The sequence below is a fragment of the Thioalkalivibrio sp. ALE19 genome, from assembly GCF_000428605.1.
Lineage (GTDB): Bacteria > Pseudomonadota > Gammaproteobacteria > Ectothiorhodospirales > Ectothiorhodospiraceae > Thioalkalivibrio.
The window spans coordinates 50838-74224 of record NZ_AUAG01000015.1 but is presented as its reverse complement, the minus strand read 5'-3'; the positions used below and the strand labels follow the sequence as shown (position 1 = coordinate 74224).

General features: G+C 68.2%; 17 protein-coding genes. 10 read left to right on the top strand and 7 right to left on the bottom strand.

Annotated elements, in window-relative coordinates; all coding sequences use genetic code 11:
- Nucleotides 1-61: 61 nt before the first annotated feature.
- Complete coding sequence (gene ppc / locus F787_RS0107795; RefSeq protein WP_028491836.1) at nt 62-2908, bottom strand: phosphoenolpyruvate carboxylase; 2847 nt, start codon at nt 2906-2908, stop codon at nt 62-64.
- 96 nt (nt 2909-3004) lie between these two features.
- The gene (gene glgA / locus F787_RS0107790; RefSeq protein ID WP_028491835.1) at nt 3005-4483 is read right to left on the bottom strand and encodes a glycogen synthase GlgA; all 1479 of its coding nucleotides are present in this window, start codon (nt 4481-4483) and stop codon (nt 3005-3007) included.
- Nucleotides 4484-4608: 125 nt separating this feature from the next.
- Here glgA and pgi point away from each other — a divergent pair, with 125 nt between their 5' ends.
- Nucleotides 4609-6270, top strand: coding sequence for a glucose-6-phosphate isomerase (gene pgi, locus F787_RS0107785; protein WP_042805774.1), 1662 nt, complete (start codon nt 4609-4611; stop codon nt 6268-6270).
- A 31-nt stretch (nt 6271-6301) separates the two neighbouring features.
- Here pgi and F787_RS0107780 read toward each other — a convergent pair whose 3' ends face one another.
- On the bottom strand, nt 6302-7180 hold the full coding sequence (locus tag F787_RS0107780) for a bifunctional nuclease family protein (protein ID WP_028491833.1): 879 nt from the start codon (nt 7178-7180) through the stop codon (nt 6302-6304).
- A gap of 156 nt (nt 7181-7336) precedes the next feature.
- Between F787_RS0107780 and F787_RS0107775 the strand changes: the two genes are divergently transcribed.
- Nucleotides 7337-7945, top strand: a complete 609-nt coding sequence (locus tag F787_RS0107775; protein ID WP_028491832.1) for a DUF938 domain-containing protein — start codon at nt 7337-7339, stop codon at nt 7943-7945.
- Nucleotides 7946-8188: 243 nt separating this feature from the next.
- Nucleotides 8189-8815 (top strand): peroxiredoxin, encoded by a 627-nt coding sequence (locus F787_RS0107770; RefSeq protein WP_018871143.1) that lies wholly within the window; start codon nt 8189-8191, stop codon nt 8813-8815.
- A 115-nt stretch (nt 8816-8930) separates the two neighbouring features.
- Here the strand turns inward: F787_RS0107770 and F787_RS0107765 are convergent, their stop codons facing one another.
- Nucleotides 8931-9770, bottom strand: coding sequence for an SDR family oxidoreductase (locus tag F787_RS0107765; RefSeq protein ID WP_028491831.1), 840 nt, complete (start codon nt 9768-9770; stop codon nt 8931-8933).
- 95 nt (nt 9771-9865) lie between these two features.
- On the opposite strand from F787_RS0107765, the gene F787_RS0107760 reads away from it, so the two are divergent.
- Both F787_RS0107760 and F787_RS0107755 read left to right on the top strand, forming a co-directional pair.
- Complete coding sequence (locus tag F787_RS0107760; protein WP_028491830.1) at nt 9866-10279, top strand: YchJ family protein; 414 nt, start codon at nt 9866-9868, stop codon at nt 10277-10279.
- A complete protein-coding gene (locus tag F787_RS0107755; protein WP_028491829.1) occupies nt 10276-10923 on the top strand; it encodes a DNA-J related domain-containing protein in 648 nt (215 codons plus the stop codon). The genes F787_RS0107760 and F787_RS0107755 overlap by 4 nt, the downstream gene beginning before the upstream one ends.
- 26 nt (nt 10924-10949) lie before the next feature.
- Here the strand turns inward: F787_RS0107755 and F787_RS0107750 are convergent, their stop codons facing one another.
- Nucleotides 10950-11741, bottom strand: a complete 792-nt coding sequence (locus tag F787_RS0107750) for a ferredoxin--NADP reductase (RefSeq protein ID WP_018946533.1) — start codon at nt 11739-11741, stop codon at nt 10950-10952.
- A 129-nt stretch (nt 11742-11870) separates the two neighbouring features.
- Nucleotides 11871-14291, bottom strand: a complete 2421-nt coding sequence (locus tag F787_RS0107745; protein ID WP_028491828.1) for a bifunctional diguanylate cyclase/phosphodiesterase — start codon at nt 14289-14291, stop codon at nt 11871-11873.
- A 191-nt stretch (nt 14292-14482) separates the two neighbouring features.
- On the opposite strand from F787_RS0107745, the gene clpB reads away from it, so the two are divergent.
- The gene (gene clpB, locus F787_RS0107740) at nt 14483-17065 is read left to right on the top strand and encodes an ATP-dependent chaperone ClpB (RefSeq protein ID WP_028491827.1); all 2583 of its coding nucleotides are present in this window, start codon (nt 14483-14485) and stop codon (nt 17063-17065) included.
- Nucleotides 17066-17149: 84 nt separating this feature from the next.
- On the opposite strand, the gene gdhA is transcribed toward clpB, so the two are convergent.
- A complete protein-coding gene (gene gdhA / locus F787_RS0107735; RefSeq protein ID WP_028491826.1) occupies nt 17150-18499 on the bottom strand; it encodes an NADP-specific glutamate dehydrogenase in 1350 nt (449 codons plus the stop codon).
- A gap of 189 nt (nt 18500-18688) precedes the next feature.
- Between gdhA and F787_RS0107730 the strand changes: the two genes are divergently transcribed.
- The 4 genes from F787_RS0107730 (at nt 18689) to F787_RS0107715 (ending at nt 23375) form a co-directional block, all read left to right on the top strand.
- Nucleotides 18689-20038 carry an alpha/beta fold hydrolase gene (locus F787_RS0107730; protein ID WP_028491825.1) on the top strand — a complete coding sequence of 450 codons (1350 nt, stop codon included), beginning with the start codon at nt 18689-18691 and terminating at the stop codon, nt 20036-20038.
- Between the two features lie 64 nt (nt 20039-20102).
- A complete protein-coding gene (locus F787_RS0107725) occupies nt 20103-21275 on the top strand; it encodes a putative zinc-binding metallopeptidase (RefSeq protein WP_018871133.1) in 1173 nt (390 codons plus the stop codon).
- A 34-nt stretch (nt 21276-21309) separates the two neighbouring features.
- Nucleotides 21310-22977 carry a BCCT family transporter gene (locus F787_RS0107720; protein ID WP_028491824.1) on the top strand — a complete coding sequence of 556 codons (1668 nt, stop codon included), beginning with the start codon at nt 21310-21312 and terminating at the stop codon, nt 22975-22977.
- A gap of 107 nt (nt 22978-23084) precedes the next feature.
- Nucleotides 23085-23375, top strand: coding sequence for a hypothetical protein (locus tag F787_RS0107715; protein ID WP_018871131.1), 291 nt, complete (start codon nt 23085-23087; stop codon nt 23373-23375).
- Nucleotides 23376-23387: the final 12 nt, after the last annotated feature.

Sequence of the window (23387 nt, the reverse complement as noted above, 5' to 3'; positions counted from 1 at the left end):
TTATTGGCCCGGGGCCCTGCATGAGCCCCGGGCCCCGGCCAGTGCGTGTCCCGCTCCGGTCTCAGCCGGTGTTGCGCATACCCGCGGCGATCGCGTTGATCGAGCGCAGCAGCGGCGAGATCCAGGGGTTCTCCCGGGCGTCCCCGTTCCCTTCGTTCTCGGCCTCGAAACCCCGTGACTGGCGCAGCAGGTGGATCTGGATGCTGTTGAGCGGATCCAGATAGGGGTTGCGCCGCTGCAGCGAGCGCGCCAGCAGAGGCGTTTCTTCCATCAGCCCGTCCAGCTGAGCCACCCGCAGCACCTCGTTGACGGTGCGGCTGTGTTCCTCGCGTACCCGCGAATAGATGCGCTCGGACAGGTCGGTGTCGTGCGACAGCCGGGCGTACTCGGCGGCGGTGCGCATGTCGGCCTTGGTCAGGGCCATCTGGCAGTTGGACAGCAGCGAACGGAAGAACGGCCACTCCTGATACATGCGCTGCAGCTGTTCCAGGCGTGCCGGATCGTCGCCGCGCCAGCGCTCCAGCGCGGTGCCGATGCCATACCAGGCCGGCAGGGTGTGGCGCGACTGGGCCCAGCCGAAGACCCACGGAATCGCGCGGATGGAGCTCTTGGAGCGGTCGGTCTTGCGCCGGTGCGAGGGTCGCGAGCCGATGTTGAGATAGCCGATCTCCTGCACCGGGGTGATCTCGTAGAAGTAGTCGAGGGTGCCCGGGGTGCGGTCGATCAGATCGCGGTAGGCATCCTCGCCCAGGCGTGCCAGTTCCTCCATGGTCTCGCGGTAGTCGTCGCGGTCGCAGCGCGGCGGGCGGATCAGGCTGCGCGAGGCCAGCATCAGGCCGGTCGCGCCCATGCCCAGCTCATACACCGCGGTCTCCACGTTGGAGTACTTGTACGACAGCACCTCGCCCTGCTCGGTGAACTTGATCCGCCCCTGCACGGTAGCCGGGGGCTGGGCGAGGATGGATTCGTGGGTCGGGCCGCCACCGCGCCCGACGGTGCCGCCGCGGCCATGGAACAGCTGGCAGCGCACGCCGTGGCGATCGGTGATGCCGACGATCTTCTTCTGCGCCTCGTAGAGGTTCCAGCTGGACGCGAGGATGCCGCCGTCCTTGCAGGAGTCGGAGTAGCCCAGCATCACGTCCTGGACGTTACCGGAGGCGGCCAGCAGGCGTGCATAGACCGGATTCGACAGCAGTCCCTCCAGGACGTCCTCGACGTGCAGCAGGTCCTCGATGGTCTCGAACAGCGGCGAGATGCGCAGGTGGCAGAAGGCCCCGGTTTCCGGGTCCTCGCCGGCCAGCCCGGCCAGGCGTCCCAGCAGAAGGACCTCCAGCACGTGCGAGGCCGCGTGGGTCATGGAGATGACGTAGGTGCCGATACCACGGGGGCCGACCTCGCCGCGCATGCGGCGGATGACCTCGAATACCTCCAGGGTCTCGCGGGTGCCCTTGCTCAGGTTGTCCGGACGCGGCAGATCGCCCTCGCGCGCGATCATCTCGGCGAGGCACTGCTGGCGGGCGGTCTCGTCCATGGACGCGTAATCCAGCTCGGGATCCATGGCGCGCAGGATCTCGGCGACCGCTTCGGTGTGCACGGTGGATTCCTGACGTACGTCCAGATGGTGCAGGTGAAAGCCGAAGGTTTCGACCAGGCGGATCAGGTCGGTGAGCGCGCCACTGGCGATGTTGCGGTCGCCGTGGCTGATCAGGGAGTCACGGATCAGCTTCAGGTCGTGGAGGAACGACTCCGGGGTGGCGTAGGCGCTGTTGGTCGGCAGCACCGCGGCCTCGCCCCGGACCCGGCGGCTGACTGTGTCCAGGGTCTCGCGCAGGCGGTAGCGCATGATGTAGAGCTTGCGCCGGTAGGGCTCGGTCTCGAAGCGGTCGGAGGCCCCCTGGAACACCGCGTTGGAGATGGTCGCGTCGGCCTCGAGGCTCGCGAGGAATTCCGCCGACGGCTGGCACATGTAGGAGGAGTGCGTGAGGACGTTGCGCAGTTCGTTGACCCGCTTGATGTACTCGCGCAGCACCTGTTCCATCGCCAGGCGCGAGGCCAGTGCCGTGACCTCCGGGGTGACGTTGGGGTTGCCGTCGCGGTCGCCGCCGATCCAGGAGCCGAAATGCAGGAACGCGGGGATCCGCACCGGCAGGGAGCCGTCCGGATTGACCCCGTAGATGCGGCGGATCGCCTTCTCGAGGAAACGGTAGCTCTGCGGTACCGCCTCGAACAGGCTCTCCTCGAAATAGAACAGCCCGTACTTGATCTCGTCCTGGACCTCCGGCTTCCTCACCCGCACCTCGTTGGTGCGCCACAGGATCTGGATCTGGCTTTCCAGCTCCTCGGTGATCAGGCGACGTTCCTCGTCGCCCAGTCCCGGCTGGTTGAGGCGGTCGGCGGTCTCGAACACCCGGCGCTGGTTCTCCATGGTGGTCCGCCGCCGGGCCTCGGTGGGATGCGCGGTGAACACCGGCTGGTAGTGCAGCTGCCCCAGCAGTTCCTCCAGTTCCTGCGCGGTGACGCCGTCGTCGTGCAGTTCGCGCAGGGCCTGGTCGAAGGAGCCCAGCCACAGAGGCTCGCCACTGGAGACCTGGGCGCGGCGCCAGCGGTAGAACAGGTCTTCCTCGGCGATGTTGACCAGCGAGAAGTAGATGCTGAAGGCGCGGATCACGCGCTCGGTCAGGGTCGTGTCGAACTGCGTGATGTCATCCATCAGCCGCTGGCGCAGCTCCGGGTCTTCCTCCTTGCGCAGGCTGACAAATCCACGGCGCAGGGTCTCCACCGCGTCGAAGACGGTCTTGCCCTCGAGTTTCCAGATGACGTTGCCCAGCAATTCTCCGAACAGACGCACGCGCGCGCGCAGTTCCTTGTCCTGGGGCAGGAAACGGTCGTTGTGATCGGCTTGGTTCATGAGGCGGCCCGCGCAGCAGGGGGCCGGCCGCAGCCGGCCCCGCCGTGGTGGTTGCTTGCCTGCCGGCCCGTGCCGGTCGGCGGCGAAAGCCGGCGATTATAGCGCAGATGCGCCCGCGCGCGCCCGGGGGCGGTGTGCGCGATAGAGTTCGAGATAGGCCCCGGCCGCGACCTGCCAGTCGAAGTTCTGCTGCATCCCGGTGCGCATCAGCTGTTCCCAGCGGCCGTCGGCGCGGGCGTGGTAAAGCGCCAGGGCCCGCTCCAGGGCGTCGCCGAGCGCCGGGATGCTGTCCGGGGTGAAGCTGAAACCGGTGGCGCGGCCGTCTTCCAGGGTTTCGGGGGTAGCGTCGACCACGGTATCGGCCAGGCCGCCGGTGGCATGCACCACCGGCGGGGTGCCATAGCGCAGGCTGTAGAGCTGGTTGAGCCCGCAGGGCTCGAAGCGCGACGGCATCGCGAACAGGTCGGCACCGGCCTCGATCTGATGGGCCAGCGGTTCGTCGTAGCCGATGTGGACACCCACCCGCCCCGGGTGGGCCCGCGACAGGGCGCCCGCGGCGTGCTCCAGATCGGTCTGCCCGGAGCCGACCAGCGCCAGCTGAATGCGCCCGGCCTCGGCCAGCGGGGCGGCCACCGCCAGCAGCAGGTCCATGCCCTTCTGCTCGACCATGCGCCCGACGTGTCCCAGCAGCGGGATGTCCGGGTCCTCGGCCAGTCCCAGGCGACGCTGCAGAGCGGCCTTGCAGGCGGCCTTGCCGGAGAGGTCGTCGGGCCCGTAGGCGGCGGCGATGTGCGGATCGCGGGCCGGGTCCCAGGCGCGGTAGTCGACGCCGTTGAGGATGCCGTGGAACACGTTGGCCCGCGCGCGCAGCACGCCGTCCAGGCCCATGCCGTGTTCCGGTTGCCGGATCTCGCGGGCATAGGTGGGGGAGACGGTGGTGATGGCGTCGCTGAACATCAGCCCGGCCTTCATGAAGGACAGCTGCTGGTGGAACTCGACGCCGTCCGGGTGCCAGAGCTCGGCGGGCAGCCCCAGCGCGGTCACGGTTTCGGCAGGGAACAGACCCTGATAGGCGAGGTTGTGAATGGTGAACACCGACGCCGGGCCGCCCCCCGTCCCGCAGGCCTCGCGCAGGTAGATCGGCAGCAGGCCGCATTGCCAGTCATTGCCGTGGACGATCTCCGGCGCCCAGTCCAGGCCGGCGTCGTCGGCGGCCACCCGGGCCACGGCCCGGGCGAAGCCGGCGAAGCGCTGCGCGTTGTCCGGCCAGTCCTGGCCGTTGGAGGCGGTGTAGGGGTTGCCGGCGCGCTGGAAATACTCCGGCCAGTCGACCAGGTAGACCGGCATGCGCGTGCCCGGCAGGTGGCCTTCGATCAGTTGCCACGGAGCGTCTTCCGGTCCCGGGTGGGTGACCGGCCGGCGCAGGCGCTGCACCGCCTCGGGGTAGGCCGGCAGGATCAGGCGCGCGTCCTGTCGCCGGCGCCGCAGGGCGACAGGCAGGCTGGCGCTGACATCGGCGAGACCGCCGGTCTTGACCAGCCCGAAGACCTCGCTGGTGGCGAAAAGGATGCGCATGACGGCTTCTCCGTAACGAGACGTTGAGTGTAACGCAGCCGGCCCCGGTGAATGGCAATGCAGGCTGACGGCTGCCGGGTGGCGGATTATGCTGTATCGACACCCCCCGACGTCGAGGTAGCCGCATGAACCGTTCCCACCGAATCGCCGCGCGCGAGGTCCTGCAGAACGAAGCCCGGCGCCTGGAGCCGGAGCATCTGCGCGAGCTGCTGGAGCGCGAGCCGGAACGGGTGGAGCGTGATGTCCGCGAGGTGGCCGGCCTGCGCCTGGACTGGACGCGCCAGCGGCTCGATGCCAATGCCTGGGAGGCGCTGTTCGCGGCGGCGCGGGCCGCCGATATCCCTTCGGCGCTGGAGCGGCTGTTCGGCGGCGAGCGGGTGAACGTGACCGAGGGGCGGGCCGCACTGCACACCGCGTTGCGCCTGCCCCGCGAGGCCCGCTGCGAGCTGGACGGCGAAGACGTGGTGCCGGCGGTGCATGCGGTCCTGGACCGGGTGGGGGCCTTCGTGCAGGAGGTGCAGGACGGGACCCACCGGGGGTTCACCGGGCGGGCGATCGACACGGTGGTGAACATCGGGATCGGCGGCTCCGATCTGGGGCCGCGGATGGTTTGCCGGGCGCTTGCCGAGCATGCACGCGCGACCGCCGATGGGAGTCCGCCGGAGATGCACTTCGTTTCCAACATTGATGGCGAGGCCCTGTGGCAGGTGCTGCGTCAGGTGGATCCGGAGACGACTCTGTTCGTAGTGGCCTCCAAGACCTTCACCACCCAGGAAACCCTGACCAATGCCCGGGCCGCGCGGGACTGGCTGGTGCGCCATGCCGGTGGTGACGAGTCCGCGGTCGCGGCCCATTTCGTGGCGGTGTCCACCGCGCGCGAGCGGGTTGCCGAATTCGGGATCGCCCCCGAGCGCATGTTCGGTTTCTGGGACTGGGTCGGCGGTCGCTATTCGGTGTGGTCGGCGATTGGCCTGCCGGTGGCGCTGATGCTGGGCATGGACGGCTTCCGCCGGTTCCTGGCCGGGGCCCATGCGATGGACGAACACGTGCGCACCGCGACGCTGGAGGACAACGCGGCGGTGCGCATGGCGCTGGTGGACCTGTGGAATCAGGACACCCAGGGTGCGGAGTCGCGCGCGGTGCTGCCCTACGACGAGCGGCTGTACTTCCTGCCGCCGTATCTGCAGCAGGCGGAGATGGAAAGCCTGGGCAAGCGGGTGCGGCTGGACGGCACGCCGGTGGAGGGGCATACCGGGGCGCTGGTCTGGGGCGCGGTGGGCACCGACGGGCAGCATGCGTTCTATCAGCTGCTGCATCAGGGTACGCGGCGGGTGCCGGCGGAATTCATCGGCGTTGCGCGCGCCGAACACGACCTGCCGCAACAGCACCCGATGCTGCTGGCCAATCTGGTGGCCCAGGCCGAGGCGCTCGCCCTGGGGCGCAGCGAGGACGAGGCCCGGGCGGAGATGGCCGCCGCCGGTCGCGATGCGGCCGAGATCGAGGCGCTGGCGGCGCATCGCAGCTTCCCCGGCGACCGGCCGAGCACGCTGATCCTGCTGGAGGACCTGGATCCGGAGCGCCTGGGGGCGCTGATCGCCCTGTTCGAGCACAAGATCTACGTGCTTGCGAGCCTGTGGGAGATCAACGCCTTCGATCAGTGGGGCGTAGAGCTGGGCAAGCAGCTGGCCGGCCGGGTGCTGGCGGATCTCGACCCGGCCGGCGAGCCGGGTCCGCACGACCCGGCGACCGCCGCCAGCATCGACTGGCTGCGCCGGCACATGCGCTGAAGCGCCCGCGGAGGGACCCGGCGGCGCGCGTTCAGGCCTGAATCGCGTCTTCGTCGTCCGGCAGCACCGGGACGTCGGTGGGCAGCGTGATGGTGCGGGTCTCGCCGTCCAGCCAGAAGCGCAATTCGGCTTCTTCGTCGTCCGGGGTGGTTCCCACGGCCTCGAGGAAGTCGATCGGGGTTTCCGGGCTGCGTCCGTTGACCTCCAGGATCAGCGCGCCCTGCTCCAGGCCGGCCTCGGCGGCGGCTCCCTCGGCACGGCTGACGAGGACGCCGGGCTCGTCCGGCAGGCCCAGGGCCTCGCGCAGATCCGCACGGGCCTCGATCACGGTGATGCCCAGCGCGGTGACGATCTCGTCGTCACCGGGGGGCTGGAAATCGAAGGGGACGTCGGCCTCGAGGATTTCCGGTGCCACCGCGATGGGCGCACCGGTACGCACTGCCAGCGCGAGGGCGTCGCTGGGCCGGGCATCGATCCGGCGTGGTGCCCCCTCGCCGGGGACACGCAGTTCCAGCATGCCGAGATAGGTGCCGTCTTCCAGCCCGTCCACGATGACCCGTTCCAGCTCCGCGTCGAGTTCGCGCAGCAGGTCGACCATCAGGTCGTGGGTCATGGGGCGCGGTACGTCGACATCCTGCATGGCCAGGAGGATGGCGCGGGCCTGGTCGGTGCCGATGACGATGGGCACGACCTCGGCGGATTCGGGGTCGCGCAGCAGGGCAATGGGCAGGCCGCTGTGCGAGTCCACCCCCACGGTGGCCAGCTCCACCGGCAGGAGGGTGTCCGGGTCGCTGGCCGGCTCGCGTGTGTCGGCGTGGGAGGTGGTGGCCACGGCGCCGAGGAGCAGCCCCAGGGCGGTGGCCCATGCAGCGATCCGGGAGCGGGCGGGACGATGCGGGTAGCGGGACATGGGGGCTCTCCGTAAAAGGGACCTGAATACGGATCATGGCAGTCCCGCACCCGCGGGGTCCATCGCGGACCTGAGGAACGTGCGGTCTTGCACGTGGGCGCTTCGGGCGTCGTTTATGCTGGGCCGGAACCCGCACACCGCAGACCGGAGAACCCCATGGAAGTGACGCAGCGCCCGTATGCCCCGGCGGCCGAACAGAACCGCGAGCCGATCCTGGGGGTCCTGGAACAGTGGTTCATCCGTCCGGGTGCCCTGCTGGAGCTGGGGGCGGGGACCGGGCAGCATGCGGCTTTCATGGCGCCGCGCCTGGGGCATCTGCAGTGGCTGCCCACCGATGTCGCCGAACACCTGCCGGGGATCGAGGCGTGGCGGCGCGAGGCGGCGGCGCCCAACCTGCAGCCGCCGCGCGCGCTGGATGTCGCCGCTGATCCCTGGCCGGACGGTCCGTTTCGTTACGTCTACAGCGCGAACACGGTCCACATCCTGCACTGGCCGGGGGTGGAGGCGCTGTTCGCCGGGGTCGCCGGGGTCCTGGAACCGGACGGGCTGTTCGCGCTGTACGGGCCGTTCGCGCACGACGGGGAGCACACGGCCGAATCCAACGCGCGCTTCGACCGTTCTTTGCGCCAGCAGGACCCGGGGATGGGGGTGCGCGATCGCGCCGACCTGGACGCGCTGGCGAGCGCCTGCGGCCTGACCCGGGAGGCGGTGGTGGACATGCCGGCGAACAACCAGATCCTGATCTGGCGGCGGGATACGGTCTGAGCCGTACGGTTTGTGGACCGGGTCACTGTCCGGCGGGAACTTCGGGCGAGGTGGCGACACCAATGGTTGACCATGAAGTGGCCATGGAAATGGATCCAGGGCGAATCATAGGATTAGGCGATCGGTGTGATTGATATAATAGAATTCACATCATAAGAATTCGCCGATATAGTGATGCACATGATCGATAACGATCATCTGCCACCAACCGAATGAACGGAAACAAGCAAAGGAGATAGCGATATGACGCTTCGTCTGGGCGATACCGCACCGAACTTCCAGGTCGACACCACCTCCGGCAAGATCGACTTCCACGAGTGGATCGGCGATTCCTGGTGCTTCTTCTTCAGCCACCCGGCCGACTTCACCCCGGTGTGCACCACCGAGATGGGTCGCACCGCGCAGCTCGCGAAGCAGTTCGCGGACCGCAACGTGAAGCCGCTGGGCCTGTCCACCGACACGGTGGAAGAGCACAACAAGTGGATCGAGGACGTGAACGACACGCAGAACACGACCCTCGAATTCCCGATCGTCGCCGACGCCGACAAGAAGATCTCGGAACTCTACGAGATGATCCACCCCGGCGAGAGCGACACCGCAGCGGTGCGTTCGGTCTACATCATTGATCCGAACAAGAAGATCCGTCTGATGATGACCTACCCGATGTCGCTGGGCCGCAACTTCGACGAGATCCTGCGCGCCATCGACGGCCTGCAGACCGCCGACAAGCACGGCATCGCGACGCCGGCCGACTGGACCCCCGGTGACCAGGTGATCATCCCGCCGACGGTCAGCAACGAAGAAGCGCAGAAAAAGTTCCCGCAGGGCTTCGACGAGATCCGCTCGTACCTGCGCTACACCAAGGTCTGAACCTCCGGGTTCCGATCACCGGTCCCGGGGTTCTGCCTCCCCGGGCCGGGTCTCTCCGGGCCCCTCCGGTTCTGCCGGGCGGGGCCTTTTTTTGTGTGTGCGGCGCGCGTGTGTTTCAGGGCAGCAGCGGGGCGAAGCCGGCCCGGTAGTCGGGATAGCGGAAGCGGTAGCCGGAGTCCTGCAGGCGCCGGCTGTCGCAGCGCCGGCCGCGGGCCCCGTCGCGGGCATCCACGCGGTGGACCGCCGCATCTGCTGGCAGGGTACCCAGGCGCGCGGCGAGCCAGTGCAGCACTTCGCTTTTCAGGGCCGGTTCGGTATCCACGCCGAGATAGACCGGATCGGGATCGGCCAGCGTGAACAGGTGGTGCAGGATGCCGACCGCATCATCGCGGTGGATGCGGTTGGTCCAGGTCGGCGGTTCGTCATCGCCCAGCTGGCCGGCGCGCGCCAGATCCAGCATGCGTTCGCGCCCCGGTCCGTAGATCCCGCCCAGGCGCAGGCGGATGCCACGGTACGGCGAGGCCTCCAGCAGGCGTTCGGCCTCCAGCAGGCGGCGGCCGGAGAAGCGTTGTGGCAGGGCGGGGGTGTCCTCGTCGACCCGGCTGCCGTCATCGACGCCGTAGACGCCGGTGGACGACACGAAGATCGTGCGTTCCGGCTGCAGGCCCTGGCGCTCCAGGGCGCCCAGCGCATGGTGCAGCGCGTCGACATAGGCGCGGCGGTACCCCGCGTCGTCCATCCGGTCGGGCGTGGTGATGAAATACACCGCCCGTGCCGTTCGCGGCAGCTCCGGCAGGCCGTCGGGATCGGAAAGGTCGCCTCGCAGCGGGTGGATCCATTCGGGCAGGTGTTCGGGATGGCGCCGCAGGCCCCAGACCCGGTGCCCGGCGTCGTGCAGCCGACGGCCCAGCCCGGTGCCCAGGTCTCCGCAGCCGAAGATCAGGATATCGTCCATGCGGTTCACTCCGGTGTGGCTGGGGGTTACGCTACTCCCTGCACCGGCGTGGGGGGATTTCCCGCGTCCCGATCATTTTTTCTCGGGGGGTCGAGATGGGTCGCCGCAAGCCGAAACCGGACAGCGTGAACTGCCCCTGCGGGTCCGGTCACCCGCGGGAACGCTGCTGCGGGCCGCGTATCGACGGCACCGCCCCGGCGGAGACCGCCGAGGCGCTGATGCGTTCGCGTTACACCGCCTATGCCGAAGGCAACGAGGCCTACATCCTCGCGACCTGGGATCCGCAGACCCGTCCGGCCTCGCTGGAGCTGGACCCCGAGCGGCGCTGGCTGGGCCTGAATGTGCGCGACACCGAGGCCGGCGGCCGCGAGGACACCACCGGGGTGGTCGAATTCGTCGCCCGCGCGCGACTGCGCGGCCAGGGCATGCGCCTGCACGAGCGCAGCCGTTTCCGGCGCATCGACGGCCACTGGTACTACATCGACGGCGACACGCCGGACGCCTCGTGAACCCCGTCGTCGATGCCGCCGCGGGTGCGCGTACCGGGGGCGATACCGAAGTCGATCCGGGGCTGCTGGCGGCGGTGGAGCGGGGCGTGCGTGCGCAGGCTGCGGGACAGACCGAGCACGCGCTGATCGCCCGCCTGCGCGACGCTGGCGTGTTGCCCTTCGCCGGGGCCGACCTGCGTGAACCGCTGGGGCTGTTCCGCACCCATTTCCTGCTGTTTCACTGCCTCTATCGCCTGCGCGACCGGCTGGCGGCCGAGGGCGAATGGCTGCGCATCCATTGCCTGGATATCGGCATTCAGGCGCGGGCCACGGACGGCGCGGGGGCCGCGGCAACCGCCGGCACGGTCTCCGCGGCCCTGGTGCGCGAGGACCCTTTGCGGGCCTATTACCTCGACCTGAGCACTCTGGATCACATGGATGCGGCCGCGGTGCAGGCCCTGCTGGACGGCTTCTGGCGGCGGATGGACGGCGGCGACCGCCGGGCGGCGGCGCTGGCGGTGCTGGAGCTGGCGGATCCGGTGGACGACGCGGAGATCCAGTCCCGCTACCGCCGCCTGGCCCAGCGCCACCACCCCGACCGGGGTGGCGACACGGCCACCCTGCAACGCCTCAACGAGGCGCGCTGGATCCTGCTGGGCGACTGACGCGTCTCTCTCCGCCGCCGGAGGGCTCAGTCGTCGGCGTCGTCCATGGTGGTCACGAAGGCCTGTTCCACGGTGTAGGTGCCGGTCCCCTTGTAGCTGGTCTGTACCCAGCCGTGCTCCTCGAGCCACTGGCTCATCTCGCGGTTCATCGCCGGGTTGCCGCACAGCATCACGCGATCCTGCTCCGGGTCCGCGGGCGGCAGATCCAGCGCCCGGAACAGCTCGCCCGAGCGGAACAGCTCGGCGCCGCGCTGGTTGTTGTCGAACGGCTGCTGCGCCACGGGGCAGGCGAAGTCGTGATCCTCGCGGGTCACGGTGGGCATGTAGCGGAAGCGATCGCTGATCTTCGCTTCCAGCTCCTCGCGATAGGCCAGTTCCTCCACGGTGCGCACGCTGTGCACCAGGATGACCCGTTCGAAATGTTCGAACACCTCGTCGCTGCGGACCAGGGAGACGAACGGCGCGATGCCGGTGCCGGTGGCCAGCATGTACAGATGCCGCCCGGGCTGCACGTAGTCCACCGTCAGCGAGCCGGTGACCTTGTTGTTGATCCAGATCGAATCGCCCGGTTCGACATGGGCGAGGCGGCTGGTCAGGTCGCCGTCGGGCACGTGGATGCTGAGAAACTCGAGCTCCTCGCTGGACGGGTCGGAAACGATCGAATAGGCGCGCGGAATCAGCTTGCCCTCGGGGCGCAGGCCGAGGGTGACGAACTGGCCATTGCGGAATTCGAAGCCCTCCGGCCGCGTGGTGGTGAAGCTGAAGGTCTTGTCCGACCAGTGGTGCAGGGACGTGATCTGCTGTTCCGAGTAGGGCATGACGGGGCTATTCTCCGAGTGATCTGGTCAATAATTTAACAGGCGGAGGAAAGACGTGCCCAATGAGCGGGCCTGCGCCGGGGCCATGCAGCGAAACACGGGGATCCCCGGCAGACAACCGCTCGTTGGTCAGGAAGAAGTGAGAAGGTCCTGCAGGCAGTCGCGCAGGGGACGCGGACGGGCGATGTGATAACCCTGCACGTAGTCCAGACCGATGGCGCGCAGCCGTTCCATGCCCTCGGCGTCCTCCACCCCTTCGGCGATGGTGTGCAGACCCAGAACACGGCCCACCCGGTGGATGGCCGTGACCATGGCCGCATCCACCGGGTCCTGAGCGATCCCGCGGACGAAACTGCCGTCGATCTTGAGGAAGTCCACCGAGAGTTTCTTCAGATAACCGAAAGAGGACAGCCCCGAGCCGAAGTCGTCCAGCGAGAAATGACAGCCAAGATAGCGCAGTGCGCGGATCAGGTTGATCGCCTGGTCGTGATTGGAGATCGCCGCGGTTTCGGTGATCTCGAAGGTCACGCGCCGCGGGGCGATGCCGTGGTGCGACAGGCGGTCGGCGATGAAGTCCAGCATCTCCGGCTGGGCCAGCGACTGGCCCGACAGGTTGATGGCCACCGGGATCGAGTCGTCCGGGTGCGTGGTCAGCTCGATCAGCACCGCCTCGATTACGTGACGGTCGATCTCGGGCATCAGGTGGTAGCGTTCGGCTGCCGGAATGAATGCCCCGGGCGCGATGAGCTCGCCCTGCTCGTCCTGCAGCCGCACCAGTACCTCGAAATGGTCCAGGCTGTGTCCGGCGGCCGGATCCAGACGCTGAATGGGCTGGGCAAAGGGGACGAGACGGGCCTGTTCCAGGGCGTCGCGAATGCGCCCCACCCATTCCATCTCGCCGTGGCGCTGGCGTAGGCGATCATCGCCCTCGCGCCACAGGTACACCGTGTTGCGCCCGGTTTCCTTGGCGGCGTAGCAGGCCGAATCGGCCTGGCTGAGAAGGATGTTCAGATCCTTCTGCGCCCCGTACACCGGGACCAGGCCGATGGATACCCCGATGTCGAAGCGCCGGCCCTCCCATTCGAAGCGCAGATCGCGCACCGTGTCGATGATTTCCTCCGCAATCTCCTGCGCGCGCTCCACCGGACAGTGGTTAAGCAGCAGGCCGAATTCGTCACCGCCCAGGCGCGCCAGGGTGTCGCTCTCCCGGATGTGCCGGGGCAGCAGCTCGGCCAGGCGCTGTAACAGGGCATCGCCGGCCAGGTGGCCGCAGGTATCGTTGACGATCTTGAACTGGTCCAGGTCCATGTAGCACAGCACATGCGGTGTCCTGTGCCGGCCCGGAATTGACAGGGCCGACTCCACCCGGCGCTCGAACTCCCGACGGTTGAACAGTTCGGTCAGGTCATCGTGGGTCGCCTGGTGGTTGAGGCGGCTGGTCATGTCCGACAGGGCGGTCATGTCCTGCAGCACGATGACCGCGCCCGTGACGTCTCCATCCGTTGCTCCGCCCAGGGGCGAGACCGTGGCCCGCACGTGGCAGGGGCCCGCGCAGATTTCCAGGCGACCTTCCGGGTATTCCAGGGGCCGGCCCCAGCGCAGACAGCGCGCCGCGAGGGGTGTCGCGCTGTCCTGGCCGGGTTCCAGGAGACCGATCGTGCGATCCGCATCGGCGTCCAGGACGTTCGCCCGGTCCACGTCCAGGAGCGCTTCGGCGGCCGGGTTGATGTACTGGATCCGGCCGTCGGCATCGGTCGTGATGACCCCGTCGGCCAGTGATTCCAGGGTGGTCGAGAGCCGGTCGCGTTCCGCTTCCAGGTGCCGTTCGGTAACGCGCAGGTCGGTCAGGTCGTAGGCCACGCCGATCACGCCCGAGATTACGCCGTCCGGCTCCGCGGTCGGGGTCCAGCTGATGTTGAGGCGGCGGCCATCGAGATCGAATTCACTGGCGAAGTGCTCGCCCGCGAGGGCGCGACGCAGGTCCTGCGGCACCTGCGGATGGTCCGCCCAGCGTTCGAAGGCGTTCACGCCCACCAGGTCGTGGTTGTTCAGCCCCAGGCCGTACAGGCCGGCGCCCTCTGACAGCGTGATGTAGCCGTCGGCATCGAGGGAGAACAGGATCAGCGGAGCATTGGCGACGGTGACCTCCAGCTGGCTTTCGAGGTCATGCAGGGTCTGCTCCGAGATGCGCTGGCCGGTGATGTCGCGCAGGGTGGTGAAGACTTCGATATCGTCGTCGTGTTCCACCGCGCGGGTACGGACCTCCGCCGGGAAATGGCTGCCGTCCGGACGCCGCATCCGGGTCTCGAAGCGTGCGGGCAGGTAATGCGCCGGATTTTCGTGAACGCGCCGGACATCGTCGGGCGAGGCTTCCATGTCCAGTGCGGTGATGCTCCGGCCGTCGAGCTCCCCGGCGTCGGCGCAGTGAAAAAGCCGGCAGGCCGCCTGGTTGGCCGCCACCACATGCCCGGCTCGATCAAGGACCAGGTGAGCCTCGGGCGCCTGCTCGAAAAGGTTGCGGTAGCGTTGGGAGTCCGGCGGAGGTGACATCGCGGTTGTCGGGTGACGGGCTGGATCACTGACGATACAGAGTGCCCGGGCCGCTGTCAGATCCCGTACCATGACCGAGGGAGTCCGGTCATTTCGACAGGGAATTTGCGGGTTCGGTCTTGAAGCGGGGGGCGGCGGCCCCATCGTTCGGGTCAGTTGCCAATTTTGAAGCGAGGATCAATCCGATGCGAATGGATCGCCTGACGACCAAATTCCAGAGCGCGATCTCCGACGCCCAGTCGCTGGCGGTGGGCCGGGATCATCAGTTCATTGAACCGGCCCACCTGCTGCTGGCCATGCTGGATCAGGAGGGCGGCACCACCCGCCACGTGCTCGACCGTGCCGGGGTCAACGTGCGCCAGCTGCGCTCCGCGCTGGGCGAGGCGCTGGACCGCATGCCGAAGGTGGAGGGTGCCGCCGGCGACGTGCACGTGTCCAGCGACCTGGGGCGCATGCTCAACGTGTGTGACAAGCTCGCCCAGGAGCGCAAGGATCAGTACATCCCGAGCGAGCTGTTTCTCCTCGCCGCCATCGACGAGAAGGCCGGCGTGGGCGAGATGCTGCGCAATGCCGGGGCCAACAAGGACTCCATCGAGGACGCGGTGGAGCAGATCCGCGGCGGGGCTCAGGTGGACGACCCCAACGCGGAGGAGAATCGGCAGGCGCTGGAGAAATACACCACCGACCTGACCGAACGCGCGGAGCAGGGCAAGCTGGATCCGGTCATCGGGCGTGACGAGGAAATCCGCCGCTCGGTGCAGGTGCTGCAGCGCCGCACCAAGAACAACCCGGTGCTGATCGGCGAGCCCGGGGTCGGCAAGACCGCGATCGTCGAGGGCCTGGCCCAGCGTATCGTCAACGGCGAGGTGCCCGAAGGGCTCAAGGACAAGCGCGTGCTGGCGCTGGACATGGGCTCGCTGCTGGCCGGGGCCAAGTACCGCGGCGACTTCGAGGAACGCCTGAAGTCGGTGCTCAACGAGATCTCGCAGGAAGAGGGTCGGGTGATCCTGTTCATTGACGAGATCCACACCCTGGTGGGTGCCGGCAAGGCCGAGGGCGCGATGGATGCCGGCAACATGCTCAAGCCGGCGCTGGCGCGTGGCGAGCTGCACTGCATCGGCGCGACCACGCTCAACGAATACCGCGAGAACATCGAGAAGGACGCCGCGCTGGAGCGCCGCTTCCAGAAGGTGCTGGTGGACGAGCCGACCCAGGAGGACACCATCGCCATCCTGCGCGGACTGAAGGAACGCTACGAGGTGCACCACGGGATCGAGATCACCGACCCGGCGATCGTCGCCGCGGCGCAGCTGTCGCAGCGCTACATCACCGACCGCCAGCTGCCGGACAAGGCGATCGACCTGATCGACGAGGCGGCCAGCCGGATCAAGATGGAGATCGACTCCAAGCCCGAGTCCATGGACCGGCTGGAGCGGCGCCTGATTCAGCTGAAGATCGAGCGCGAGGCGCTGAACAAGGAATCCGACGAGGCCTCGAAGAAGCGCCTGGGCACGCTGGAGGAGGAGATCGAGCGCCTGGAGCGCGAGTACTCCGACCTCGAAGAGGTGTGGAAGTCCGAAAAGGCCTCGGTCTCCGGCGCCGCGCAGCTCAAGGAAGAACTGGAGCGCGCGCGTCAGGAGCTGGAGACCGCGCGGCGTGCCGGTGACCTGTCGCGCATGTCCGAACTGCAGTACGGGAAGATCCCGGATCTGGAGAAGTCCCTGGCCATGGCCCACGAGATGGAGAGCCAGGAGACCCAGCTGCTGCGCAACAAGGTGACCGACGAGGAGGTCGCCGAGGTCGTCTCGCGCTGGACCGGGATCCCGGTGGCGAAGATGCTGGAGGGCGAGAAGGACAAGCTGCTGCGCATGGAAGAGGCCATCGGCGAGCGCGTGGTCGGCCAGAACGAGGCGGTGACCGCGGTGGCCAACGCCATCCGCCGTTCACGCGCCGGGCTGGCGGATCCCAACCGTCCGAACGGCTCGTTCCTGTTCCTCGGCCCCACCGGCGTCGGCAAGACCGAGCTGACCAAGTCGCTGGCCGGCTTCCTGTTCGACACCGAGGAGGCCATGGTGCGCATCGACATGTCGGAGTTCATGGAGAAGCACTCCGTGGCGCGGCTGATCGGGGCGCCCCCGGGCTATGTCGGTTACGAGGAGGGTGGCTATCTGACCGAGGCCGTGCGCCGCAAGCCGTACTCCGTGATCCTGCTGGACGAGGTCGAGAAGGCGCATCCGGACGTGTTCAACGTGCTGCTGCAGGTGCTGGATGACGGCCGCCTGACCGACGGTCACGGGCGCACCGTGGACTTCCGCAACACGGTGATCGTGATGACCTCCAACCTGGGTTCGCAGCAGATCCAGGAGATGGCCGGCGAGGACAACTACGATCGCATGAAGGGCGCGGTGATGGAGATCGTCGGGCAGCACTTCCGCCCCGAGTTCATCAACCGCGTGGACGACGTGGTGGTCTTCCACCCGCTGGAGCGCGAGCAGATCCGTGCGATCACCGAGATCCAGCTGCGCTATCTGCGCGAACGCCTGGAGGAGCGCGAACTGGGGCTGGAGGTCTCCGACGCGGCGCTGGATCACCTCGGCGAGGCGGGCTTCGACCCGGTGTACGGGGCGCGGCCGCTGAAGCGGGCGATCCAGACCCAGCTGGAGAACCCGCTGGCGCAGCAGCTGCTGTCCGGCGAGTTCGTCTCCGGCGACACCATCCGCGTGGACATGGAGGGCGAGGCCCTGCGCTTTGTGAAGCACGCCGAGGCGGCCTGAGCCGCCCCGGTCCGTCCCGGCTGTCACTGAGGATGACCCGAAGGCCCGCCATGTGCGGGCCTTCCTGCGTTCGGGCCCGGGAGCTCAGATGTGGCCCATGGCCTCCATGGCGCGGGCGACCTTGACGAAGCCGGCGATGTTGGCGCCGACCGAGTAGTTGCCCGGGGAGCCGTATTCTTCGGCCGTCTCGAAGCAGGTCTGGTGGATGTTCGCCATGATCTCCTGCAGGCGTGCTTCGGTGTGTTCGAAGGTCCAGGAGTCGCGGCTGGCGTTCTGCTGCATCTCCAGCGCGCTGGTCGCCACGCCGCCGGCGTTGGCGGCCTTGCCGGGACCGAAGGCGACGCCTGCGTCGCGGAAGATCTGGATGCCTTCCGGGGTCACCGGCATGTTGGCGCCTTCGGCGACCGCCATGCAGCCGTTTTCGACCAGTGCCTTCGCATCCTTGCCGGTCAGTTCGTTCTGCGTGGCGCAGGGCAGGGCGACCTCGCAGGGGATCTCCCAGATGCAGCCGTTTTCACGGTATTTCGCGCTCGGCTTGCGTTCGGCGTAGTCCGAGACCGGGCCGCGTTCACGCTCCTTGATCTGGCGCAGCAGGTCCAGATCCAGGCCGTCCTCGTCGAGGATCACGCCACGCGAGTCCGAGCAGGCGATGACCTTCGCACCCAGCTGCTGTGCCTTCTGCGTGGCGAAGATCGCCACGTTGCCGGCACCCGAGATCACCACCCGCTTGCCTTCGAGGGAATCGTTGCGGGCCTTCAGCATCTCCTGGGTGAAGAACACCGCGCCGTAGCCGGTGGCCTCGGTGCGCGCACGGCTGCCGCCCCAGTCCAGACCCTTGCCGGTGAACACGCCCGATTCGAAGCGGTTGGTCAGGCGCTTGTACTGCCCGAACATGTAGCCGACCTCGCGCTGGCCGACGCCGATGTCGCCGGCGGGGACGTCGGTGTATTCGCCGAGGTAGCGATACATCTCGGTGATCAGGCTCTGGCAGAAGCGCATGATCTCGCCGTCGGAGCGGCCCTTGGGATCGAAGTCGCTGCCGCCCTTGCCGCCGCCGATCGGCAGGCCAGTGAGCGCGTTCTTGAAGACCTGGGAAAAGCCGAGAAACTTGACGATCCCCAGATAAACCGACGGATGGAAGCGGATGCCGCCCTTGTACGGCCCCAGCGCGCTGTTGAACTGCACGCGGAAGGCGCGGTTGATCTGCAGTTCGCCGCGATCGTCCTGCCAGGGCACGCGGAAGATGATCTGGCGTTCCGGTTCGCAGATGCGCTGGATGATCTTCAGGTCGGCGAATTCCGGGTACTTGACCAGAACCGGGCCCAGGGTCTGCAGCACCCCGTGCACGGACTGGTGAAACTCCGTCTCGCCCGGGTTGCGGTGCAGGACTTCCTGATAGATCGGCTCGAGTTTCTCGTCGAGACTTCCGTTCATGACTGTCTTCCTGTGTGAACCATGGGCGCGCATTAAGGCATAACCCGGTATCCGGGACAATCCTGTCTGCTCTTTTGTGGTGCAGAATGCACATGGATGGTGCGGGCTGGACGGGCGGCGCGCGGCGCGGGAACATGCCCGGAATGGAAGCGTCGGGGGCCGCCGGAGGCCGGGCCGGAGGATGAAACCATGGATGAGCGGGCAGGAGTGCGTGACGTGTTCCGCCGGCTGATGTGGCGGCTTGCGTGGATGCCGGTGCTGCTGGCCGTGGCGGTGGCCGGGACCGGCTGCACCCTGCTGGAGGCGCGCGGCCAGTTTGCCGCGATGCAGGGTGCCTGCGTACTGGAGGGTCGCATCGCCGGGGCCGGAGAGGCTGGCAAGGATTCGGACGACGGGGCCTACGTGGTGCTGGCGGTGCGCGAGCGCGGTGAGGGATTGCCGCCGGAGGTAGTGGATCACGTGCTCACCGGGTCCGGCGGGCAGTGGTTCTTTGCCCTCGAACCGGGCGTGTGGTCGGTGCTGGGTTACTGGCAGGATGGCCGCGATGCGGGCGCCGTGCCGGGGGCCGCCCATGCCTGGGAGCGCGGTGCAACGCTCGATTGCGGCGCGGGCGAGCGCTACCTGGACCAGCGCATCCGGGTCGACGACCCCGCGAGGCGAATCGACGGGGCGTTCGACGAGGGCGGACTGACGTTCCCGGGCGCGGCGGCGGAACGGGCGGCACACGAGGATGATTCGCTGCCCAGCCTCGGGCGGGTTACGGCCTTCGGTCTTGTCACCACGCTGGCGGACCCGCGATTCGATCCGGCGATTGCCGCCGCCAGTCAGTGGCGGCCGCTGGATTTCGTCCGCGATGGCTACGCCGGGGTGTATTTCCTCGATGGTCCCTACGACCCCGCGCGCGAGCCGGTGCTGTTCATCCATGGCATGAACGGTTCGCCCGTCTCCTTCGAGGCGCTGGTGGAGGATCTGGATACCCGCCGTTTCCAGCCCTGGGCATATTACTACCCGTCGGGTGTCCCGCTGGAAGCGGCCGCGGTGCACCTGGCGCAGGTGATGGAAGAGCTGGAGCTGCGCTATGGCCTGGAACGGTATCAGGCGGTGGCGCACAGCATGGGCGGTCTGGTGGCGCGCGGCTTCCTGCTGGAGCGTGAGCGCCGCGGCGCGCCTGCCCGGGTTCCGCGCCTGGTGACCCTGGCCACGCCCTGGGGTGGCCACCGGATGGCCGCGACCGGGGTCGCGCATGCGCCGGTCGTGGTGCCGGTCTGGCGTGACATGGCGCCGGGCAGCGAATTTCTGGAAGGGCTGTTCGCCGGCTCGGCCGGGATCCCGGCCGAGACCCATCTGCTGTTTGCGCATCGCCGCGACAGCGGGCGCAGCCGCGAGCTCACCGACGGTGTGGTGAGCCTCGAGAGCATGTTGCGGCCGGAGGCCCAGGCGGCGGCCGCGAGTCTCTACGGGGTGGATGCCACGCATGCGGGCATCCTCGAGCATCCACGAACCCTTGAGCGGGTGCGGACACTGCTCGAGGGGCCCTGACGCGGGGCGCCGGAGGGCGTACTCTGGAGCGGTACCGGCAGACCGGGAACGGCGGGGAAGATCCATGCAGTTGTTCGAGTGCGAGGCCTGTGGCCTTGCGGTTCATTTCGACAATACCCGCTGCACCCGCTGCGGCCACCGCCTGGGTTTTCTGCCCGACCGCATGCGGGTGGCGGCCCTGGCCCCGGTCGGGACGGGCACCGACCGGCAGGGCCGCGAGGTCGCGGGGGGATGGTGGCAGGTGGCCGGGGAGCCGGACGGCCCGCGCTATCGGCAGTGCCGGCATTATGCGGTGGACGGCATCTGTAACTGGATGGTGCCGGAGTCGGATCCGGATCCGTTCTGCCGCGCGTGCCGTCTCAACCGGACCATCCCCGATCTGAGTGTTCCCGGGAACCGGACGCTGTGGGCGCGTCTGGAGGCGGAGAAGCGGCGTCTGGTCTATGGCCTGCTGCGGCTCGGCCTGCCGGTGACGCCCAGGCGCGATGACCCCGCGGGCCTGGCATTCGATTTCCTGGCGTCCACCGCGCCGGCGTTTCAGGAGGGGGGTGGCGTGGTGACCGGGCATGCCGCCGGTCTCATCACCCTGGATATCGCCGAGGCCGATCCGGCGGTGCGCGAGCGCATGCGCGAGGCGATGGCCGAGCCCTATCGCACCATTCTGGGACATTTCCGCCACGAGAGCGGCCACCATTACTGGGAACGCCTGGTGCGCGGTGGCCCGGCGCACGAGGATTTCCGCCGGCAGTTCGGCGACGAGCGCGCCGATTATGATGCCGCGCTGCGCCGGCATTATCGCGAGGGGCCGCCGGCCGACTGGCAGGAGCGCTTCGTCAGTGCCTATGCCAGTGCTCATCCGTGGGAGGACTGGGCGGAGACCTGGGCGCACTATCTGCACATCGTGGATACCCTGGACACCGCGCGGGCCTATGGCCTCGAGGTTGGCGCCGAGGGGCTGGCCGGGTCGGCGATGAGCCACGCACCGGATTACGATCCCTATCATGCCCCGGACATCGATACCCTGATGGATCACTGGCTGCCGCTGACCAATGCCCTCAACAGCCTCAACCGCAGCATGGGGCATGGCCACATCTACCCGTTCACGCTGACCCCGGCCGCGATTGCGAAGCTGCGGTGGGTCCATGCGATCATTCGGGCCGCGCGCGACCGTGCGGGGCCGGGATGCGGGACCAGCCCGGCCGGCGAGTCGTTCACGCCCCGGCGGTCGTCCGCCTGACCCGCCCGCATCGGATCCGGAAACCAGGGGAACCATGTACAACGTTGCCACCCGCGGTCCGTTCAAGGGCCTGAACCCCCGTGTCGCCTTCGTCTCCATCGTTGCCGTGCTGATCATCGTGGCGCTGGCGATCTACCGCACCGATCAGGTGGATGCCGCGGTCAGCGGCGCACGCGATTTCCTCAGCCCCCTGCTGGAGTGGTATTACGTCGCCGCCATGGCCTTCTTCCTGGTCCTGGTGATCTGGCTGGGCATCGGCCGTTACAAGGACGTGCGCCTGGGACGGGACGACGAGGTCCCCGAGTTCACCACCCTGTCCTGGCTGGCGATGCTGTTCGCCGCGGGCATGGGCGTGGGCCTGCTGTTCTGGGCGGTGGCCGAACCCCTCAGCCACTATGGCGGCAATCCGTTCGTGGCCGGCGACGGCGCCCCGGCGGCGGACATGTCCATGGTGCTGACCTATTTCCACTGGGGGCTCAACGCCTGGGCGGTGTTCGCGCTGCTGGCGCTGATGCTGGCGTATTTCGGTTTTCGCCGGGGCCAGCCGCTGGCCCTGCGTTCGGCCCTGCATCCGATGCTGGGCAAGTACGTGCACGGCTGGCCGGGCGACATCGTCGACCTGCTGGCCATTCTCGCGACGGTGTTCGGCATCGCCACCACCCTGGGCCTGGGCATCCAGCAGCTGGGGTCGGGGCTGGACCACCTGACCGGGATGGGCACCTCGGCGACCACCGAGGTGGTGATTACCGCGGTACTCACGGTGATTGCGGTGCTGTCGGTGGTGACCGGGCTGCAGTCCGGCGTGCAGCGGATCTCGCAGGCCAACATGTGGCTCAGCGCAGGGCTGCTCGCGCTGCTGTTGATCTGGGGGCCGACCCAGTACCTGCTGGCGCTGGTGGTGCAGTCCACCGGCTCCTATCTGCAGAACCTGATGGGGCTGTCGCTGTACACCCATGCCCACCATACCGACGGCTGGCATGCCGACTGGACGGTCTTCTACTGGGGCTGGTGGCTGGCCTGGGCGCCGTTCGTCGGGCTGTTCATCGCGCGCATCTCGCGCGGGCGCACCCTGCGCGAGTTCGTAATGGGCGTGCTGCTGGTGCCCACCATGATCACCTTCGTGTGGCTGGGCCTGCTGGGCGGGACCGCACTGTACGCCGAGTCCGAGGGGATGGCCGGCATCGCCGCCGCGGTCAGCGAGGACATGACCCGCGCGACCTTCCTGACCATGGAGACCCTGGAGCCGGGGATAATCGCGATCGGCGGCAGCCTGCTGGTCACGGTGCTGATCGCGACCTACCTGCTGACCTCCGCGAACGCCGGCATCGTGGTGATCAACACCCTGCTGGCGCACGGCTCCACCGAACATCGCACGGTGCACCTGGCGACCTGGGGTGGCGCCATGGGCCTGCTGACCGCGGTGCTGCTGCTGGCCGGCGGACTCGAGGTGCTGCAGAGCGCGGTCATCCTCGCGGCCCTTCCGTTCTCGCTGGTGATGCTGGTGATGATCGTCGGCCTGATCCGCGGGCTGGAGGAGGAGCGCTGGGCGCCGCGGCCGGGCGAGCACAACATCGTGCCCTCCGAGCCCTGGCAGGTGCCGCCCGACCGGGCCTACGAGGATTTCGACGTGGAGGACGACGCCCCGCTGGCGGAGGACTCGCCCGAACGCGATGACGAGGGCTGGCGGTCGCGCCAGGGCTGACCAAAGGCCCGCCGCTGCAAGGGCGGACTTTCCGTGCGCCCGGGCATGGCTTAGGGTGCCCGCCGCGAATCTTACGAAAACTTCAGAGCGCGAACGGAGACCGCTACATGAGCGACGAAACCCTGCAGCTGTCCGGTGAACTGATCCAGAAGGTCCAGGGCGTGCTGGCCGAGGCCGACCCGCGTGCCCAGCAGCCGCTGGTGGCCGTGCAGTATCTGAGTGCGATCACCGGCTTTCTGCTGGCGCAGATGCCCGAGTCGGTGGATGAACGCAAGGATTACCTCAAGCAGCTCGCCGCCTTCACCGAATCGGTGTTCGACGATGTGGAAGGCCAGAAGCAGCAGCAGCCCGCTGCGCCGCAGGAAGCCAGCGGCGTATGGCGCCCCGGCGACGACTGAGCCGGCGGTTGG

Bases quoted from the DNA above. Each gene is read 5' to 3' on its own strand.
- ppc (WP_028491836.1), bottom strand. From the start codon at position 2,908: ATGAACCAAGCCGATCACAACGACCGTTTCCTGCCCCAGGACAAGGAA.
- glgA (WP_028491835.1), bottom strand. From the start codon at position 4,483: ATGCGCATCCTTTTCGCCACCAGCGAGGTCTTCGGGCTGGTCAAGACC.
- pgi (WP_042805774.1), top strand. From the start codon at position 4,609: ATGAACCGTTCCCACCGAATCGCCGCGCGCGAGGTCCTGCAGAACGAA.
- F787_RS0107780 (WP_028491833.1), bottom strand. From the start codon at position 7,180: ATGTCCCGCTACCCGCATCGTCCCGCCCGCTCCCGGATCGCTGCATGG.
- F787_RS0107775 (WP_028491832.1), top strand. From the start codon at position 7,337: ATGGAAGTGACGCAGCGCCCGTATGCCCCGGCGGCCGAACAGAACCGC.
- F787_RS0107770 (WP_018871143.1), top strand. From the start codon at position 8,189: ATGACGCTTCGTCTGGGCGATACCGCACCGAACTTCCAGGTCGACACC.
- F787_RS0107765 (WP_028491831.1), bottom strand. From the start codon at position 9,770: ATGGACGATATCCTGATCTTCGGCTGCGGAGACCTGGGCACCGGGCTG.
- F787_RS0107760 (WP_028491830.1), top strand. From the start codon at position 9,866: ATGGGTCGCCGCAAGCCGAAACCGGACAGCGTGAACTGCCCCTGCGGG.
- F787_RS0107750 (WP_018946533.1), bottom strand. From the start codon at position 11,741: ATGCCCTACTCGGAACAGCAGATCACGTCCCTGCACCACTGGTCGGAC.
- F787_RS0107745 (WP_028491828.1), bottom strand. From the start codon at position 14,291: ATGTCACCTCCGCCGGACTCCCAACGCTACCGCAACCTTTTCGAGCAG.
- clpB (WP_028491827.1), top strand. From the start codon at position 14,483: ATGGATCGCCTGACGACCAAATTCCAGAGCGCGATCTCCGACGCCCAG.
- gdhA (WP_028491826.1), bottom strand. From the start codon at position 18,499: ATGAACGGAAGTCTCGACGAGAAACTCGAGCCGATCTATCAGGAAGTC.
- F787_RS0107730 (WP_028491825.1), top strand. From the start codon at position 18,689: ATGGATGAGCGGGCAGGAGTGCGTGACGTGTTCCGCCGGCTGATGTGG.
- F787_RS0107725 (WP_018871133.1), top strand. From the start codon at position 20,103: ATGCAGTTGTTCGAGTGCGAGGCCTGTGGCCTTGCGGTTCATTTCGAC.
- F787_RS0107720 (WP_028491824.1), top strand. From the start codon at position 21,310: ATGTACAACGTTGCCACCCGCGGTCCGTTCAAGGGCCTGAACCCCCGT.
- F787_RS0107715 (WP_018871131.1), top strand. From the start codon at position 23,085: ATGAGCGACGAAACCCTGCAGCTGTCCGGTGAACTGATCCAGAAGGTC.